Raw genomic sequence first — 16,705 nt, forward strand, 5'->3', positions numbered from 1 at the left:
AAGGTTCGTGTGATGCCTTGCTATCGCTGAAGCCGATCCAGCGCCTCGCCACTGCGCTTGAACCAGTCGATCAGATAATCGGCCAGCACCTGGGTGCGCTTGGGCAAACCGCCCTGGTACGGGTGCACGAGGTACATCGGCATGCGACGGGTCTGAAAATCCCTGAGTAACCAGCGCAAACGTCCGTCAGCCAATTCCTCATGCAACAGATAGGACGGCAACCGGGCGATCCCGGCGTTGGCCAGGGCGGCTTTTTTCAGCAGGCTGTAGTGATTGCTGGCGAACGGTCCCGATACCCGCACCCGCAACAATTCGTGTTGCTGGTGATAGAGCCATTCTTCGCGGCCGCTGTAATGACTGTTGAGCAAGCAACGATGTTCGACCAGGCCCTGGGGCGTCAGGGGTTCGCCGTAGTGTTCGAGGTAGGCCGGGCTGGCGCAGGTCAGTTCATGCCAGGCCAGCAACGGACGCGCCACCAGGCGCTCATCGAGGGCAGCGTCGGAGCGGATCGCCAGGTCGAAACCATCACGGGACAGATCCCGGTAGCCATTGTTGAGTTCCAGTTCAATCTGCACGTCGGGGTAGCGCTGGGCGAACTCCGTCAGCAAACCCTCAAAGAAGGTTTCGCCCAACGACACCGGAACCGTCATACGCACCGGCCCGGAAATTTCATCCTTCAGGCGAGCCAGGGCCTGACGCGCCCTTTGCACCTGCACCAATAACGCCTGGGCCTGGGGCAATAACGCCGCCCCCGCTGCCGTGAGACTCAAGCGCCGCGTGGTGCGCTGTAGCAACACCACCGAAAACCGACTCTCCAGCAGGCTGATGCGCTTGGACAACTGGCCCTTGCTGCAGCCCAATTGCTGGGCCGCCAGGGTGAAACTACCGGCCTCGATCAACACGGCGAACGCCGCCAGGTCGTCCATTTCGCTCATCGGATTGTTTCCAATTGAAAACCAAAGGTTGCCTATTACCACGATTATCAAGAGAAAGAACCTCTCTAGACTGCAATCTCATCCAGCCCATTGAGGAACAGCTAATGAAAATCCTGTTGATCGGCGCCAGCGGCACCATCGGTTCGGCCATTGATAAAGAACTGTCGCCGCGTCACGAGATTGTCCGCATCGGCCGTCACAGCGGCGACCTGCACGTGGATATCAGTGACAGCTCTTCGATCCGTGCCCTGTTCGAGAAAACCGGTCGCTTCGATGCACTGGTCTGCGCCGCGGGCAACGTCACCTTTGCGCCCTTGGACGAGATGACGCAGGACAGCTTCGCCCTGGGTTTGAAAGACAAACTGATGGGCCAGGTCAACCTGCTGCTGATCGGCCGCGAATTCGCCAATGACGGTGCGTCCTTCACCTTCACCACTGGCGTGCTCAGCCACGATCCGATCAGAAGCGGTGCGTCGGCGGCGCTGGTCAACGGTGCCCTGGACAGTTTCGTGCGTGCCGCGGCAATCGAATTGCCCCGGGGCTTGCGGGTCAACTCGGTCAGTCCGAACGTGCTGCTCGAAGCCATGGACAACTATGCCCCGTACTTCCGTGGCTATAAGCCGGTACCAGCCGCCGATGTCGCATTGGCCTACGCCAAGAGTGTCGAAGGCCTGCAGACTGGCCAGACCTTTCACGTCGGTTGACCTCTTGTGATGCAGGATCAGTCTGCGTAACGTGGCGGCACTTGTCTGGAGACTCAATGATGCGTGCCGCCCGTTCCCTGCTGTTTGTCGCCCTCCTGCCGCTTTTCGCCGGCTGCCAGTTGCTCGACGCTCCACCCCAGAGCGTTTCCCATGCCGGCCAGATGCGCATGCAGGGCGAACTTACGGCGGCCGATGGCAAGCTGGTGTTCCAGCCCTGCCAGGAGCAGCGTCGCTACATCGTCAACGACAGCGGCGGCACCAGCGTACTGCAACAGGCCGCCAGCCTGGCCGATGATCAGGGCAAACTGTTTGCCGATGTGCGCGGCCATATCGTCACCAGCGCAGCGGCCGGTACCGACAGCCAGTTGAATCTTGAGCAGCTGTATCGCCTGGAGCGTTCGGGCAGCGCTTGCGACGACGCCGACTTCAAGCGGCTGCTCCTGCGCGCCACCGGCCATGGCCCCGAGTGGAATCTGAACGCCAGCGGCAAAGGCCTGGTGCTCGAACGTGAGGGCCAGCCGCCTCTGGCAGTGCCTTTCGTTGAAGAACAACTGGGCGATGGCCGCTTCAATCTCGGCACCGAAGCCAACGGCCAGAAGGTCGAGCTTTGGGTCACTCCCCAGCGCTGCGTCGACAGCGCGACCGGCAGCGTGCAACACATGAGCGCCGAGCTGCGGGTCAACGGTCAGGTCCAGCGCGGCTGCGCTTACTTCGGCGGTGCGCGTAACGACTGATTCGAAGGTTTTTGGCTTATAATCGCCGCCTCACGCCCTGGCGCAGTTGTGCGTCCCGCGAACCGGATCCTGTCATGTTACGAATCACCGAACTCAAGCTGCCGATCGACCATCCCGAAGAAGACCTGCGCCCAGCCATCGTGCAGCGCCTGGGCATCGCCAGCGATGATCTGCTCGACTTCACCCTGTTCAAACGCAGCTACGACGCGCGTAAGAAGTCCTCTGAACTGTGCTTCATCTACACCATCGACCTGACGGTGCGCGATGAAGCCGGCTTGCTGCGCAAGTTCGCCGATGACCGTAACGTCAACCAGGCGCCGGATGTCAGTTATAAAGTGGTGGGCCAGGCACCGGCTGACCTGAGCGAACGGCCGATCGTGGTCGGCTTCGGCCCGTGCGGGATCTTCGCCGCCATGTTGCTGGCACAGATGGGCTTCAAACCGATCATCCTCGAGCGCGGCCCCGAAGTGCGCCAGCGCACCAAGGACACCTGGGGCCTGTGGCGCAAAAGCGTGCTCAACCCCGAATCCAACGTGCAGTTCGGCGAAGGCGGTGCGGGGACGTTCTCCGACGGCAAGCTCTACAGCCAGATCAAGGATCCCAAGTTCCTGGGTCGCAAAGTCCTGCACGAATTCGTCAAGGCCGGCGCGCCGGAAGAAATCCTCTACGTCAGCAAGCCGCACATCGGTACGTTCCGTCTGACAGGCGTCGTGGAAAACATGCGTGAGCAGATTCGCGCCTTGGGCGGCGAAGTTCGCTTCCAGCAGCGGGTCACGGATGTGTTGATCGAGGACGGCCAGTTGGTCGGTGTTGAACTGGCCAGCGGCGAACGTATTCATTCAAAACATGTGATTCTGGCCCTGGGCCACAGCGCCCGGGACACGTTCCGCATGCTCCACGGCCGCGGCGTGTACATGGAAGCCAAGCCGTTCTCGGTGGGTTTCCGCATCGAACACCCGCAATCGCTGATCGACAGCGCGCGCCTGGGCAAATATGCCGGCCACCCGAAGCTTGGCGCCGCCGATTACAAACTGGTGCACCACGCCAAGAACGGTCGCTCGGTGTACAGCTTCTGCATGTGCCCGGGCGGCACCGTAGTGGCGGCCACCTCCGAGCCGAACCGCGTCGTGACCAACGGCATGAGCCAGTATTCACGTAACGAGCGCAACGCCAACTCCGGCATCGTGGTGGGCATTACGCCTGAAGTGGATTACCCGGGCGGCCCCTTGGCGGGCATCGAATTGCAGGAGCGTCTGGAATCCCACGCTTTCGTGCTCGGTGGCAGCAACTACGAAGCCCCGGCACAACTGGTGGGCGACTTCATTGCCGGCAAACCGTCTACGGCGCTGGGCAGCGTCGAGCCGTCCTACAAGCCGGGTGTGTCTTTGGGCGACCTGGCCTTGGCCCTGCCCGACTTCGCCATCGAAGCCATCCGTGAAGCCCTGCCGGCGTTCGAAAAGCAGATTCGCGGCTACTCGCTGCATGACGCCGTGCTGACCGGCATTGAAACCCGCACCTCGTCGCCGCTGCGCATCACCCGCGACGAAACGTTGCAAAGCCTGAACGTCAAGGGCTTGTTCCCGGCTGGCGAAGGCGCCGGCTACGCGGGCGGGATTCTCTCGGCGGGCGTGGACGGAATCCGGATTGCCGAGGCGGTGGCGCGGGATATCCTGGGCCTCAAGGCCTGACCCCTACCCACTGTGGGAGAAGCTTTGTGGGAGCTGGGCTTGCCCGCGATGCAGGCAGCTCGGTCTATCAGGTGAACCGAGGTGATGCTATCGCGGGCAAGCCCAGCTCCCACACAAGCTCGCTGCCACAAGGAAATTCAGTGTTTTCCAGTGTTCAGATATTGGCTCGGAGCACACTTTCCGGCAGCGCCTCACCCCGCTCCACACTCGCCGCCACGGCGTCCATCAATCCACTCAGCTCATAGCCCTGGGCCTTGAGCCACGCCGGATCGTAATAGGTCGTGGCATAGCGCTCACCGCCGTCACACAAGATTGCCACGATCGAGCCCGTCTCACCTGCTTGCACCATCTGCCTGGCGGCGATCAGCGCGCCGATCAGGTTGGTGCCGCTGGATCCGCCGACCCGTCGGCCCAATCGCTGGGCCAGGTAGTGCATGGCCGCCAGCGACAGGGCATCCGGCACTTTGACCATCGCATCGATCACCTTGGGCAAAAACGACGCTTCGACCCTTGGCCGGCCGATACCTTCGATCCGCGAACCACAATCCAGGCGCAGGCTCGCATCGCCGCTGCGGTAATAGTCGAAAAACACCGAACGCTCGGCGTCGGCACACAGCACACGGGTACAGTGCTGGCGGTAGCGTACGTAACGACCCAGGGTCGCGGTGGTGCCGCCGGTGCCGGGGCTGGAAATCAGCCAGCTCGGCTCCGGATGCCGCTCGAAACGCATCTGCTGGAAGATCGATTCGGCAATGTTGTTATTGGCGCGCCAGTCCGTGGCGCGCTCGGCGTAGGTGAACTGGTCGATGAAGTGGCCGTCATGCTCACGGGCCAAACGCTCGGACTCGGCGTAGATCTGCGTAGGATCGTCCACCAGGTGACTCTGGCCACCATAGAAGGCGATCTGTGCGATTTTTTCCCGGGAGGTGGTCGCCGGCATCACCGCAATAAAGGGCAAGCCCAAAAGCCTCGCGAAGTAAGCCTCGGAAATAGCCGTCGATCCGCTTGAAGCCTCGATCACCGGGGCGCCAGGCTTGAGCCAGCCATTACACAGCGCGTAGAGAAACAGCGAGCGGGCGAGTCGATGCTTGAGGCTGCCGGTGGGGTGGCTGGACTCATCCTTGAAGTACAACTCGATACCCGGCAGCCCTGGCAGCGCCAGTGGAATCAGATGGGTGTCGGCGCTGCGCTGGAAGTCAGCCTCGATGATACGGATCGCTTCACGCGCCCACTGGCGGTGGTCATTCATGATGTCTTCTCACTGGATCAATGCGACGCGAGGAACCTGACGTACAGACAGGCACGACTTGTCTCGGAAAAACCAGTCGCAAGCTTAGGAAAAAACCGACATCGCGCACAGGTACAGCTAAGGTCCAATATGGCCTGTCACTGCCTGACCACGCGTTGCATGCGTTGTAACGACATATAACAAAAAAGAATATAACTTTTGTTTTAACAACTAACAGTACCGGTTAGGGTGGACCATCTTTTTGATTTGATCCATGGAGAGCAACCGTGCCTCTACGTAATACTTTGACCCGTTTCCTTCAGTTGGAAGCTGCCAGCGGCCTGCTATTGATCGCCGCCGCCGTGCTGGCCCTGATACTCAATAACTCACCGCTGTCGTGGCTCTATACGGACTTTCTGGACACCCCTGTGGTGGCCCAGATCGGGGCGCTGAAAATCGCCAAACCGGCGTTGTTGTGGATCAACGACGGCCTGATGGCCATGTTCTTTCTGCTCATCGGCCTCGAAGTCAAACGTGAGGTTCTCGACGGGCAGCTGTCGAAACCCTCGCAGATCGTCTTGCCGGGTGCGGCAGCGATCGGTGGCATGGTCGTCCCCGCCCTGATCTACTGGTTCCTCAACCGCGACAATCCGGCCGCCCTCGCAGGCTGGGCGATTCCAACGGCCACCGACATCGCCTTCGCCCTTGGCGTGCTGGCCCTACTGGGCAAACGGGTACCCGTGTCGCTCAAGCTGTTTTTGATGACCCTGGCGATCATCGACGACCTGGGCGCCATTATCATCATTGCCATCTTCTACTCGGGCGCCCTGTCGACCTTGTCACTGGTATTGGCAGCCGCCTGCATCGCCGCGCTGGTGGCGATGAACCGCGCGGGAGTGGTCAAGCTCGGCCCCTACATGGTTGTCGGCCTGATTCTCTGGGTCTGCGTACTCAAGAGCGGTGTCCATGCCACCCTGGCCGGTGTGACCCTGGCGTTCTGCATTCCGCTGCGCACAAAAAATGCCGAGACCTCGCCGCTGCTGACCCTGGAACATGCCCTGCACCCCTGGGTGGCCTACGGCATCCTGCCGCTCTTCGCCTTCGCCAACGCCGGCTTGTCCCTGAGCGGCGTCACCGTCGAGAGCTTCACCCATCACGTGCCGATGGGCATCGCCATCGGCCTGTTGCTGGGCAAGACCGTCGGCGTTTTCGGCCTGACCTGGCTGGCGGTCAAGATCGGTATCGCCAGCCTGCCCGCCGGCGCCAACTGGGGGCAGATACTGGGCGTGGCAATCCTGTGCGGCATCGGCTTCACCATGAGCCTGTTCGTCGGCTCCCTGGCGTTCGCGCCCGGTACCAGTGAGTATGCCGGTATGGACCGGATGGGTATTCTCACTGGCTCGATCCTGGCGGCGTTGCTGGGTTATGCGGTGACAGCGGCGGCTAGTCGTAAGCAGACTGCATTTAAAGCCAACTAAAATTACCTGATCGGGGTGATGTTTGTTGTGTGTTTATTGGTGTGTATATCCGTTTCTTCGGTGACGGCCACTGGCGGTTCCGCCCTTACGGCGGGTCACTTTTGAACAGCGCAAAAGTAACCAAAACGCTTCTGCCCCACCACTTGGCACCTCGCCTAGGCTCGGTGTGCCCGAACGAAGGCATTGCTCCGTGGGCCCGCCGCGAAGGGCCATCCATGGCCCAGCGCGGCTATCCCGGCATCCATGCCGGGATACCCACTCCACAATGCCTGCGTTCGGCCAGCGTGGTTAACGGGGCGTCCAAGATCAACATCCTCCGCGAGGCGGCCTTATAGCCGACCTGTTTTTTTGATGATCGCGTTTTTCCTGTGGGAGCGAGCCTGCTCGCGAAGAGGTCGACACATGCAACATCTTCGTCAACTGTGTAGCCGCCTTCTCAGCCTTGCGATAGTTCAGTTACATAGCGATTGAATTGGATGCCGTCATCGCGAGCAGGCTCGCTCCCACATTCGATCTTTCAGTGAGCACAAATTTATATCCAACACAGAACCACTGAGGGAGCGGGCTTGTTCGCCAAAAGGCCAACACACCCAACATCTTCATCGACTGTGATACCGCTTGCGTGAGCAAGCCCGCTCCCACAGGAGAAACGCGGTCCCACCAAGAATCAGGCCGGCTATAAGGCCGCCTCGCGGTGGACGTTGATCTTGGACGCCCCGTTAACCACGCTGGCTGAACGGAGGCGTTGTGGAGTGGGCAACCCGGCATGGATGCCGGGTTAGCCGCGCTGGGCCATGGATGGCCCTTCGCGGCGGGCCCACGGAGCAATGCCTTCGTTCAGGCACACCGAGCCTAAGCGAGGTGCCGAGTGGTGGGGCAGAAGCGCTTTGGTTACTTTCGCGCTTTTCGAAAGTGACCCGCCGTAAGGGCGGAACCGCCAGTGGCCGTTACCGAAGAAACGGATATACACGCCGCCCCCCCCCACCGAAACGAAGCCATAAAAAAATCGCGCCTCCCCGTTCAGGAAAAAGCGCGATTTTCTCTTAGCGATTCCAGCTTAGTGCGATACGCGGCTCGTACCATCCACAGTGGCAATACGAACCCGCTCACCCACACGGAACACTTCGTTTTCCTGAACCTGCTGCACATAGGCGCGCATGCTGCCGTCGTCTTCACGAACGGTGATTTCCACACCCTGGGTACGGGTCAGGCCTTCTTCGGTCGCGGAGCCGATCAGGCCGCCGGCCACGGCGCCGATCACGGCAGCAACGATACTGCCACGGCCACCGCCGATGGCGCTGCCACCCACACCACCTACCACCGCACCCGCCGCGCCGCCGATCGGGGTCTTGGTGCCTTCGATCTTGACCGGACGCAAGGCTTCAATGGTCCCCATGCGAATCGTCTGCACGCGACGCGCTTCGTCACGGGAATAGGAGTCACCGGTCAGGCTCGACTGACAGCCAGTGAGCAACATCGCCATCGTGGAAAAGGAAGCAACCAGCAAAACAGACTTACGCATAGCATCAAACTCCAAAAGACAGGTATTCATTAAACTCCGCAGCTTGACGCCTGTCACGGCCTCGCCGGGATAAAATTGTTTTCATTCAGGTGGGATACAGACTCGCCCGAAAAATTCACCCAAACAGTAGCGCCAATTTCCGCTATCCGCGTCACTGGCCTGAGGATTTCTCATGGATTATTTCATCATAGCCGCTACCACCGTCGCCGGTTTGTACTTTCATTGGTGGCTGTACGTGCGGATCAAACGCTGGATGGACCGCGATCTGGCGCTGTCTTTGGCGGGGCAGGATGAGCTGAAAAAAACTTACATGCTGCAACAATTGGCCCACGCCCAGAAGCAAGGGATCAAGCGGCGCGACCTGCCGCAATGGCTTCAGGCCGCGGCGGCAGGGTATACCCAGGGCTAAGGCGCCAGACGCTCGCGGATCCAGCTCGCCTCTTGCAGGCGGTAGTTGAGGCGATCATGCAGACGGCTGGCCCGTCCCTGCCAGAATTCGATACGCTCGGGCAGCAGACGATAGCCCCCCCAATGCTCCGGGCAGTGAGGCTGGCTGTTACTGAAGCGTTGTTCGGTGGCCTTGAGCAAGTCTTCCAGCTCACCTCGACCTGCAATCACCCGGCTTTGAGGTGAAGCCCAGGCCCCGAGGCGACTGCCCAATGGCCGTACCTGATAATAGGCGTCCGACTCTTGCGCCGTGACCTTCTGCACCTTGCCCTCGATACGCACCTGACGCTCCAGCGTCGGCCAGAAAAATGTCATGGCCGCGAACGGGTTCGCGGCCAGTTGCTGACCCTTGGCGCTCTCGTAGTTGGTGAAGAACGTGAAGCCTTGGGCATCGAGCCCCTTGAGCAGCAGGATCCGGCAGTGCGGGCGCCCATCGGCATCCACGGTCGCCAAGGTCATGGCGTTGGCCTCCACCGGCGCCTGTTCGGTTTTCACCGCGTCGGCGAACCACTGGTGGAACAGCGCGAACGGCTCGGCCGGGGCCTGCGCCTCGGTCAGGCCATCGCGGGTGTAGTCGCGGCGCATATCAGCCAGCGTCTGGGTCATGGCGCGTTCCTTGTAGTTAGCCCATCACTGCTTGGATGCATCGGCAGCCGCGACTTTCTTGGCATCGGTAGCGGCTTTGGTCGGTTGCTGCTTCTTCGCCACCGGCGCTTTCTTGGCCGGGGCTTTTTTGGCAGGAGCCTTGGCGACAGCCTTCTTGGCCGGCGCTTTTTTGCTGGCAACAGCCTTGGACTTGTTAGCCGCCGGCGCGGGCGCTGGCGCCAAAGCCGCAGGTTTCACGTCCTGGACCGCCACCAACCTTACTGGTGCCGGGGCCGGCATGTTGTACTTGCTCAGCAGCGCAACCATGGTGTTTTGCGGCGTGACCAGCAGCTCGACACGACGATTCAAAGCGCGACCTTCAACGCTGTCATTGGCGGCACGGGGCGCAACCGAACCCATGCCACGCAGCATCAGGCGATCACGCTGCAAGCCGCTGAGACGGAAAATCGCCGCCACGGATTGGGCGCGTTCCTGGCTGAGCTTCAGGTTGACCGGCGCGGCGCCCGACGTGTCGGCGTGGCCGAGGATCAGCACGGCAGTTTTCGGATCAGCTTCCAGAATTTTCGCAACGCGGGTGAACGGGCCGAGGCTCACCGGCAGCAGCATGGCCGGACGATCCGGGTTGAAGGAGCCGTCCACCGGTGCGGTGACCACCAGCACGTCGTCGCGGCGTTCAAGTTCGAGCTTGCTGTCCTTGATGGCCGTGCGCAATTTCGGCTCGTAGTCGTCGAGCCAAGCCTGGGTGACTTTCGGATCCGGCATCGGCACCGTCTTGGCGGTTTCCTGATCTTTACCGCCGAATGGCCACCACCACTTGCCGTTGCTTTCAGCTTCAGCCTTGGCGACGGTAACCGGCGTCTTGACTTCAGGTTTGGCGTCGACTTTTTTGGCGACGCCGTCGGCGGCGTCATCGGAAGAAAACGGCCACCACCAGTGAGTGGCACCCTCGGCCTTGGCTTGTGGCGCGACGGCAGCCGGTTTCAGCGGCGCCGCTGACGTCGGTTCTTTGGCCGCGACCTTGTCGGAGGCGCCGAACGGCCACCAGCCACTGCCGCCCTCGGCATCATTTTGTGGGGTTTGTGCGCAACCGGTGATAGCGAAGCACAGCGCCAGAGCGAAAGATTTATTCAATGACATTGGATATCCACAAAATGATGTAAAAAAAAAAACAAAGGCCATGTTCGGGCCGCATAAACAGACGGTTGGAAACTGAAAGGAACACGAGGTTCCTGTGCCCGCCGCCTTCGCTAACGTTTTATAGACAAGTGGCAAGTACCCGCGCAAGGTTCTGCGCCCGCGGATCCATCAAAACGTATGGCCCGAGGGTGTTTGTCACAAAGCCAAAAGCCACATCGTGCTCCGGGTCGGCAAAACCGATGGAGCCCCCCGCCCCAGGATGACCGAATGCCCGAGGGCCGAGGCCATAGGTCGCGTTCGGCACATCCGGCTGATCGAGCATGCAACCCAGGCCGAAACGGGTCTGGGTCAACAATGTCTTGTCCTCGCCGAAGCTGTGCTGGCGAGTCAGTTCGTCGAGCATTTCTCCCTCCAGCAGGCTGCCGTCCAGCAGGCCGGCATAAAACCCGGCCAGGCTGCGGGCGTTACCATGGCCGTTGGCCGCCGGTTGTTCCATACGCCGCCACTCTGGCTTATTGGTGCTGGTCATGATCGAGGGCGGGTTAGTAAAGGCCCGGGTAGTCATGGCCGTGGGTTCGCGCATCGTCACTTGTAAAAGGCGCTGGGCCGCCGCATCCCCCACATTGCCTTTGCCGCGAGCGATGTGGGCCACGCGATGAAACTCTTCATCAGCCAGGCCGACGTGGAAATCTAGGCCCAACGGCTTGGCAATACGGGCCACGATGGATGCCCCCGGTCCACGACCGTCAGCCCTGCGCAGCAGTTCGCCGACCAGCCAGCCATAAGTGATCGCCGCGTAGCCGTGACCGTCACCCGGCGTCCACCAGGGCGCTTCAGCGGCCAGAGCATCGACCATGGTCTGCCAGTTATAAAGTGCTTCGGGCGCCAGCAATTCACGTAACGCCGGCAACCCGGCCTGGTGGCAAAGCAACTGACGGAGCGTGACGGCTTGCTTGCCGGCTGCCGCGAACTCAGGCCAGTAGCGGGCGACAGGGGCGTCCAGCTGCAGCTTGCCTTCGGCCACCAGTTGCAGGGCGGTGACGGCGGTGAACGTCTTGGTGCAGGAAAACAGATTGGCGATGGTGTCGCTGTGCCAGGCCTCACTGCCATCCTTGTCGGCCGTGCCGGCCCACAGATCGATGACCGTGCGGCCACCAACCTGAATGCACAACGCCGCGCCGCGCTCCTGAGGATCGTCGAACAGCGCGGCGAAGGCTTCACGCACCGCCTCGAATTGAAGCTCATAATGGCCTTGAATCTGCACCCGCAACTCCCTTGAAACAAACACTTTTTTGAAGTGGCCTGCATTGTTTCAGCCATTGAGGTTTTTGGGAACCGCCGCAAGACGGCTGACCGGACTGACACTGCCCGTTTCGCTAAATCCCCTCGCCACAGAGACCTCCTCAGTCAAAAATCACCGGGAGGCTAGGATATCTCCCGCCGAAACGGTGGCAGGGCGTTGAGGATCGCCTTGCCGTAGCGCTGGGTCACCAGTCGGCGGTCGAGCAAGGTGATGGTGCCGCGGTCTTCTTCGGTGCGCAGCAATCGACCACAGGCCTGGACCAGTTTCAGCGAGGCGTCCGGCACGGAGATTTCCATGAACGGGTTACCACCGCGGGCCTCGATCCATTCGGCCAACGCGGCTTCCACCGGGTCGTCCGGAACCGAAAACGGGATCTTGGCGATCACCACATGCTCACAGTAGGCACCGGGCAAATCCACGCCTTCGGCAAAACTCGCCAGGCCGAACAGCACGCTGGAATCGCCGCCATCGACCCGCGCTTTGTGCTTGTTCAGGGTTTCCTGCTTGGACAGGTTGCCTTGGATGAACACTTGCTTGCGCCAGTCGCGGTCGAGGCCGTCGAACACGTCCTGCATCTGTTTGCGCGAGGAAAACAGCACCAGGGTGCCCCGCGAGCCTTCCACCAGTTCCGGCAGGTCGCGAATAATCGCCGCGGTGTGGGCGGCGGCATCCCGCGGATCAGCCTTGAGGTCCGGGACCCGCAGCACGCCGGCGTCGGCATGATGGAAGGGGCTCGGAACCACGGCGGTCACGGCTTTTTTCGGCAGGCCGGCGCGCATGCGGAAACGGTCGAACGTGCCCAGGGCGGTCAGCGTGGCGGAAGTCACCAGCGCGCCGTAGGCGACATTCCACAGGTTGCGACGCAGCATTTCCGCCGCCAGGATCGGGCTGGCATTGACCTCGATGTCGAACAGCGAGCCGCTTTCGGCCAGGGTCAACCAACGCGCCATCGGCGGGTTGTCTTCCGGGTCTTCAGTCGTGAACGCGGTCCACAACTCCCAGTTACCCTGGGAGCGGGACAGCAGACTGCCGAACAACGGGTACCACTCCTCGGCCTGGTTGCTGGCGATACCGATATTGACCTCGCCATCCATGCCTTCCTTGAGCAGGTCGGTCAGACGGGTGAACAGGTCGGTCAGGCGGGCAAAGCCTTTCTTGAGCTCGATGCCCATCTCGCGCATGTGCTCGGGAATGACGCCGCCGACAAAGCGATGGCGAGGTCGATCACGACCCTCGACGTCTTCGCCGGGCTTGAAATCCGCCACTTGTTCGCAGGCACTGAACATGAACTGCTGGTTCGTCTTGATTTCACGGGCCAGCTCGGGCACCTGCTCGATGAACTTGCCCAGGTCACCCGGCAGCGGGTGTTGGGCCAACAGCTTGGTGAGGTTCTTGGCGGTGGTTTCCAGCCAGTCAGCGGTGGAACGCAGCCGGGTGTAATGGGCGAAATGGCCGATGGCCTTGTCCGGCAGGTGGTGACCTTCGTCGAACACATAGATCGTGTCACGCGGATCCGGCAGCACCGCGCCACCGCCCAGGGCCAGGTCGGCCAGGACCATGTCGTGGTTGGTGACAATGACGTCGACCTTGCCCATGCCTTCGCGGGCCTTGTAAAAGGCGCACTGGCCGAAGTTCGGGCAATGACGGTTGGTGCACTGGCTGTGATCGGTAGTCAGGCGTGACCAGTCGGCGTCTTCCAGGGCGGTGGACCAGCTGTCGCGGTCGCCGTCCCATTTATTGCCGGCCAGTTTTTCGATCATGCTGGTAAACAGCTTCTGACTGGCCTCATCGACTTCGATCTTGAAGCCTTCTTCCTCGAACAACTGGGCCGTGGCGGTCTGCGCCTGGCCTTCCTGAAGCAACATGTCGAGCTTGGACAGGCACATGTAGCGCCCACGCCCCTTGGCCAGGGCGAAGCTGAAATTCAGCCCGCTGTTGCGCATCAGGTCAGGCAGGTCCTTGAAAACGATCTGCTCCTGCAAGGCGATCGTGGCCGTGGCGATCACCAGGCGTTTGCCGGCGGCCTTGGCGGTGGGGATTGCCGCCAGGCTGTAGGCCACGGTCTTGCCGGTGCCGGTGCCGGCCTCCACCGCCACGACGGCAGGCTCGCCACTGCGCCGGCCTTCGTCGTCGGTGTCGATGTCACCCAGGACTTTTGCCACTTCGGCAATCATCAGGCGCTGGCCATATCGCGGCTTGAGGCTCTTGGCTTCGAGAAAACGCGAATAGGCGCCCTGGATCGTGGTTTTGAGTTCGGTGCTGATCATGAATGGTCGGGCGCTAAAAACGCTGGATAAATTTTCAGTGGTTCGGATCGGCGGCTATCATACCCCGCTAATCAATCCTGCGCAGAACGGAGTAACTCAATGACACCCTTTGCCCTCGTCTACACCCTGCATTTACTGGCGGCCCTGGTCTGGGTCGGCGGTATGTTCTTCGCCTGGATGATCCTGCGCCCCGCCGCAATCGCGGCCCTTGAGGGGCCGGCCCGGCTCAAATTATGGACAGAAGTGTTTCAGCGTTTTTTCGTTTGGGTCTGGGTCGCAGTGGTGCTTTTGCCGATCAGCGGCGTGGGCTTGATCCACATGCGCTTTGCCGGCTTCGAGACCGCGCCACGTTATGTGCAGATCATGATCGGCTTGTATGTGGTGATGACGGCGCTGTTTATCCGCATCCAGGGATTGCAATTGCCGGCCCTGCGCAAGGCCGTAGCAGCCCAGGACTGGCCGACGGGCGCGGCGGTACTGGGGAAAATCCGGCAGTTGGTGGGGATTAATCTGTTGATCGGGTTGCTGGTGGTGGCGATTGGCGCGGCGCGGCCGATGTTCTGAACTTAGCGTATCCCCTGGTGGGAGCGAGCCTGCTCGCGATAACGGTGGGTCAGTCACATCAAGGTTGACTGATACCCTGCCATCGCGAGCAGGCTCTCTCCCACAGGTCTCGAGCTCAGTCCTCTTAGAATCGCTGCACCGTCAGCGCCCCCGCTGCTCCGGCTGGTCCCGGCTGGCCATCGGCACCAGGGCGACCGCTTTTGCCACCGTCGGCGGTATAGACAAAGCACCCCTTGGCCTTGCCGCCAGCGCCGGGTTTACCTCCGGCTCCAGCGGCGCCGCCCGCGCCACCCTCCACCGTAACCTTGATCTGCTCATCGGGATAATCACGGGGCAGTTCGAGACGCACCTGCGCACCCGCCGCACCCGGCTGGCCATCGCTGCCATTGCTGCCGTCGGCACCGCGACCGGCTGCCCCCCACGTACAACCCGGCGCCTGGCCGTTGGCGCCGTCGAGGCCCACGTAACCTGGCGCACCGGTTCCACCGCGGGCATCCACCGACAACAATGGCGCATTCAAGGCATTGAAGCGCAGATTGAGATCACGCCCCGGTCGTGCCGCTTTGGTATAGGTTCCGGGCGCGCCCCGAGCCGTGATCTGACTGCCGTCGGCCAGCTCCCCCTCGGCAACTTTTATCTGCAGTGCCTGTTGCCCAGGCACGATGGCGATGCGTGCTTCGCGCCCCAGGTGCAGTTGGCCAATGGTCAACTCAGTGACGTTGGCAGGCACCAGCAACGTGCCGTAATCGGCCACCTCCAGCCGTTCCAGTGTCAGGGCGCTGGTGGTATTGGGCAGGCGCATCAAGGAATGGGTTTCGACCTGGATCACTTGGGCACTGGCCCAGGGGCACACGAGTGCGACAAGCAGACACAATTTACGCATGGGAAGCCTCGGCGGCGATCGGGAGGGTTTGCAGGTGGAAGATGCCGAACAGCAGCACTCGCAGGCGATCACGGCCTGAAGCCGGCCGGCCGCGCAAGCTGGCTCGAAACAACACCAGTTCCAGCAAATGGATCGCCAGCAACATCGCTGCGCCAAAATTGACCAGCAGATGCAGCGGATGAACGAACGGCATGACCAGGTTGACCAGCACCACCAGCCAGAACAGCAGGGTCAACAAGCGCCCCAGCGCCCATAACAGCTTCATACATCCCCCCGGTAAGTATTATTCTTTGCACGCACAGTAACGGCTTGCGCGCAGAATAAGCCAGAGGCCAGGGCAAATTTAATCTGACGCAAACCTCGACTCGTCGGGTCGCCCCACTGGCGACCCGACGGCTCTGGCACGCGGCTCAGCGCTGGATATGCAACTCAACCCGACGATTCTGCGCCCGCCCCTCATCGGTCTCGTTGTCAGCCACCGGCTCGCTTTCACCCTTGCCTTCACTGGTGAGCTTGTCCGGTGAAAGCCCCTGGGTAAGCAGATATTCCACCACGCTGCTTGCCCGACGCTCGGACAACCCCTGGTTGTAGGCGTCAGTGCCGACGCTGTCGGTGTGCCCCACCACGCGAATACTGGCGACATTGGCATGACTCAATTTGCTCATCAGCCCATCGAGTTGGCTTCGCGCGTCTTGAGTGAGATCGGATTTATCGAAGTCGAACAGCACCTTGCCGGCATCGTTGAGGGTGATCACTTCAGTGGCCGGTGCCTGAGGTTCAACCGGCGGAGCGCTGACCGGGTATTGCGGCAACGGGCAACCATGATGTTCAACCGGGGTATTGGCCGGCGTGTCGGGACAACGGTCACGGCGGTCGAACACGCCGTCATCGTCCTCGTCGCCATCCTGGGCGTAGCAGATCAGGCCGCCGGTCAACAGCCCCAGCGCAGCACCGCCCGCCGCCCAACCGCTGCTTTCGAGGGCCCCCAGGCCGCCGCCAACCAGACCGCCGATCAAGCTACAGACTGGCCAGGTGCGTTGATTGAGCGGTGCGCCGCCATCGCTGTGAGTGGCACAACCTGACAATAGACTGCCCGCCAGCAGTACCGGTAAGGCGGCCCTGAGTAGAACCTTCATGGTGAATGCTCCTGTGTTACCGGCCCATACCGGTCACACAGGAGTAAAGACCCGCATCCGCGACTGTACAAGC

The 16,705-nt window shown here is 61.4% G+C and carries 16 protein-coding genes; 6 read left to right on the forward strand and 10 right to left on the reverse strand.

Annotated features, from left to right (window positions below; translation table 11 throughout):
• Positions 1-20: 20 nt before the first annotated feature.
• On the reverse strand, positions 21-935 hold the full coding sequence (locus HQ912_RS22235; protein WP_047228394.1) for a LysR family transcriptional regulator: 915 nt from the start codon (positions 933-935) through the stop codon (positions 21-23).
• A 104-nt stretch (positions 936-1,039) separates the two neighbouring features.
• Between HQ912_RS22235 and HQ912_RS22240 the strand changes: the two genes are divergently transcribed.
• From HQ912_RS22240 to HQ912_RS22250, 3 genes are all read left to right on the forward strand, one after another.
• Positions 1,040-1,639 carry a short chain dehydrogenase gene (locus HQ912_RS22240; RefSeq protein ID WP_173407314.1) on the forward strand — a complete coding sequence of 200 codons (600 nt, stop codon included), beginning with the start codon at positions 1,040-1,042 and terminating at the stop codon, positions 1,637-1,639.
• 59 nt (positions 1,640-1,698) lie between these two features.
• Entirely contained in the window at positions 1,699-2,373 is a 675-nt protein-coding gene (locus tag HQ912_RS22245; protein ID WP_160891755.1) for a COG3650 family protein, read from the forward strand.
• A gap of 74 nt (positions 2,374-2,447) precedes the next feature.
• Positions 2,448-4,061, forward strand: a complete 1,614-nt coding sequence (locus HQ912_RS22250; protein WP_047228396.1) for an NAD(P)/FAD-dependent oxidoreductase — start codon at positions 2,448-2,450, stop codon at positions 4,059-4,061.
• A 154-nt stretch (positions 4,062-4,215) separates the two neighbouring features.
• On the opposite strand, the gene HQ912_RS22255 is transcribed toward HQ912_RS22250, so the two are convergent.
• A complete protein-coding gene (locus HQ912_RS22255) occupies positions 4,216-5,313 on the reverse strand; it encodes a PLP-dependent cysteine synthase family protein (protein WP_173407562.1) in 1,098 nt (365 codons plus the stop codon).
• A gap of 263 nt (positions 5,314-5,576) precedes the next feature.
• Here HQ912_RS22255 and nhaA point away from each other — a divergent pair, with 263 nt between their 5' ends.
• The gene (gene nhaA / locus HQ912_RS22260) at positions 5,577-6,767 is read left to right on the forward strand and encodes a Na+/H+ antiporter NhaA (protein ID WP_047228398.1); all 1,191 of its coding nucleotides are present in this window, start codon (positions 5,577-5,579) and stop codon (positions 6,765-6,767) included.
• Between the two features lie 1,057 nt (positions 6,768-7,824).
• On the opposite strand, the gene HQ912_RS22265 is transcribed toward nhaA, so the two are convergent.
• The gene (locus HQ912_RS22265) at positions 7,825-8,289 is read right to left on the reverse strand and encodes a glycine zipper 2TM domain-containing protein (protein WP_160891711.1); all 465 of its coding nucleotides are present in this window, start codon (positions 8,287-8,289) and stop codon (positions 7,825-7,827) included.
• Between the two features lie 172 nt (positions 8,290-8,461).
• On the opposite strand from HQ912_RS22265, the gene HQ912_RS22270 reads away from it, so the two are divergent.
• Positions 8,462-8,698 carry a hypothetical protein gene (locus HQ912_RS22270; RefSeq protein ID WP_107321608.1) on the forward strand — a complete coding sequence of 79 codons (237 nt, stop codon included), beginning with the start codon at positions 8,462-8,464 and terminating at the stop codon, positions 8,696-8,698.
• Here HQ912_RS22270 and pdxH read toward each other — a convergent pair.
• The 4 genes from pdxH to dinG all read right to left on the reverse strand — a co-directional run bounded on the left by pdxH (position 8,695) and on the right by dinG (position 14,049).
• The gene (pdxH, locus tag HQ912_RS22275) at positions 8,695-9,342 is read right to left on the reverse strand and encodes a pyridoxamine 5'-phosphate oxidase (protein WP_173407315.1); all 648 of its coding nucleotides are present in this window, start codon (positions 9,340-9,342) and stop codon (positions 8,695-8,697) included. The genes HQ912_RS22270 and pdxH overlap by 4 nt on opposite strands.
• A gap of 24 nt (positions 9,343-9,366) precedes the next feature.
• On the reverse strand, positions 9,367-10,479 hold the full coding sequence (locus HQ912_RS22280) for an OmpA family protein (protein ID WP_173407316.1): 1,113 nt from the start codon (positions 10,477-10,479) through the stop codon (positions 9,367-9,369).
• Between the two features lie 118 nt (positions 10,480-10,597).
• Complete coding sequence (locus HQ912_RS22285; RefSeq protein ID WP_047228403.1) at positions 10,598-11,743, reverse strand: serine hydrolase domain-containing protein; 1,146 nt, start codon at positions 11,741-11,743, stop codon at positions 10,598-10,600.
• Between the two features lie 161 nt (positions 11,744-11,904).
• Positions 11,905-14,049, reverse strand: coding sequence for an ATP-dependent DNA helicase DinG (gene dinG, locus HQ912_RS22290; RefSeq protein WP_047228404.1), 2,145 nt, complete (start codon positions 14,047-14,049; stop codon positions 11,905-11,907).
• Positions 14,050-14,148: 99 nt separating this feature from the next.
• Here dinG and HQ912_RS22295 point away from each other — a divergent pair, with 99 nt between their 5' ends.
• Complete coding sequence (locus tag HQ912_RS22295) at positions 14,149-14,613, forward strand: CopD family protein (protein WP_047228405.1); 465 nt, start codon at positions 14,149-14,151, stop codon at positions 14,611-14,613.
• A gap of 124 nt (positions 14,614-14,737) precedes the next feature.
• Here the strand turns inward: HQ912_RS22295 and HQ912_RS22300 are convergent, their stop codons facing one another.
• The 3 genes from HQ912_RS22300 to HQ912_RS22310 all read right to left on the reverse strand — a co-directional run bounded on the left by HQ912_RS22300 (position 14,738) and on the right by HQ912_RS22310 (position 16,632).
• Positions 14,738-15,496, reverse strand: coding sequence for a hypothetical protein (locus HQ912_RS22300; protein WP_047228406.1), 759 nt, complete (start codon positions 15,494-15,496; stop codon positions 14,738-14,740).
• Complete coding sequence (locus tag HQ912_RS22305) at positions 15,489-15,761, reverse strand: DUF1145 domain-containing protein (protein ID WP_047228407.1); 273 nt, start codon at positions 15,759-15,761, stop codon at positions 15,489-15,491. Before HQ912_RS22305 ends, HQ912_RS22300 begins: the two co-directional genes overlap by 8 nt.
• A 145-nt stretch (positions 15,762-15,906) precedes the next feature.
• Complete coding sequence (locus tag HQ912_RS22310) at positions 15,907-16,632, reverse strand: OmpA family protein (protein WP_047228408.1); 726 nt, start codon at positions 16,630-16,632, stop codon at positions 15,907-15,909.
• Positions 16,633-16,705 lie beyond the last annotated feature (73 nt).

Source organism: Pseudomonas sp. MPDS, assembly GCF_013283895.1.
Taxonomy (GTDB): Bacteria; Pseudomonadota; Gammaproteobacteria; order Pseudomonadales; family Pseudomonadaceae; genus Aquipseudomonas; species Aquipseudomonas rhizophila.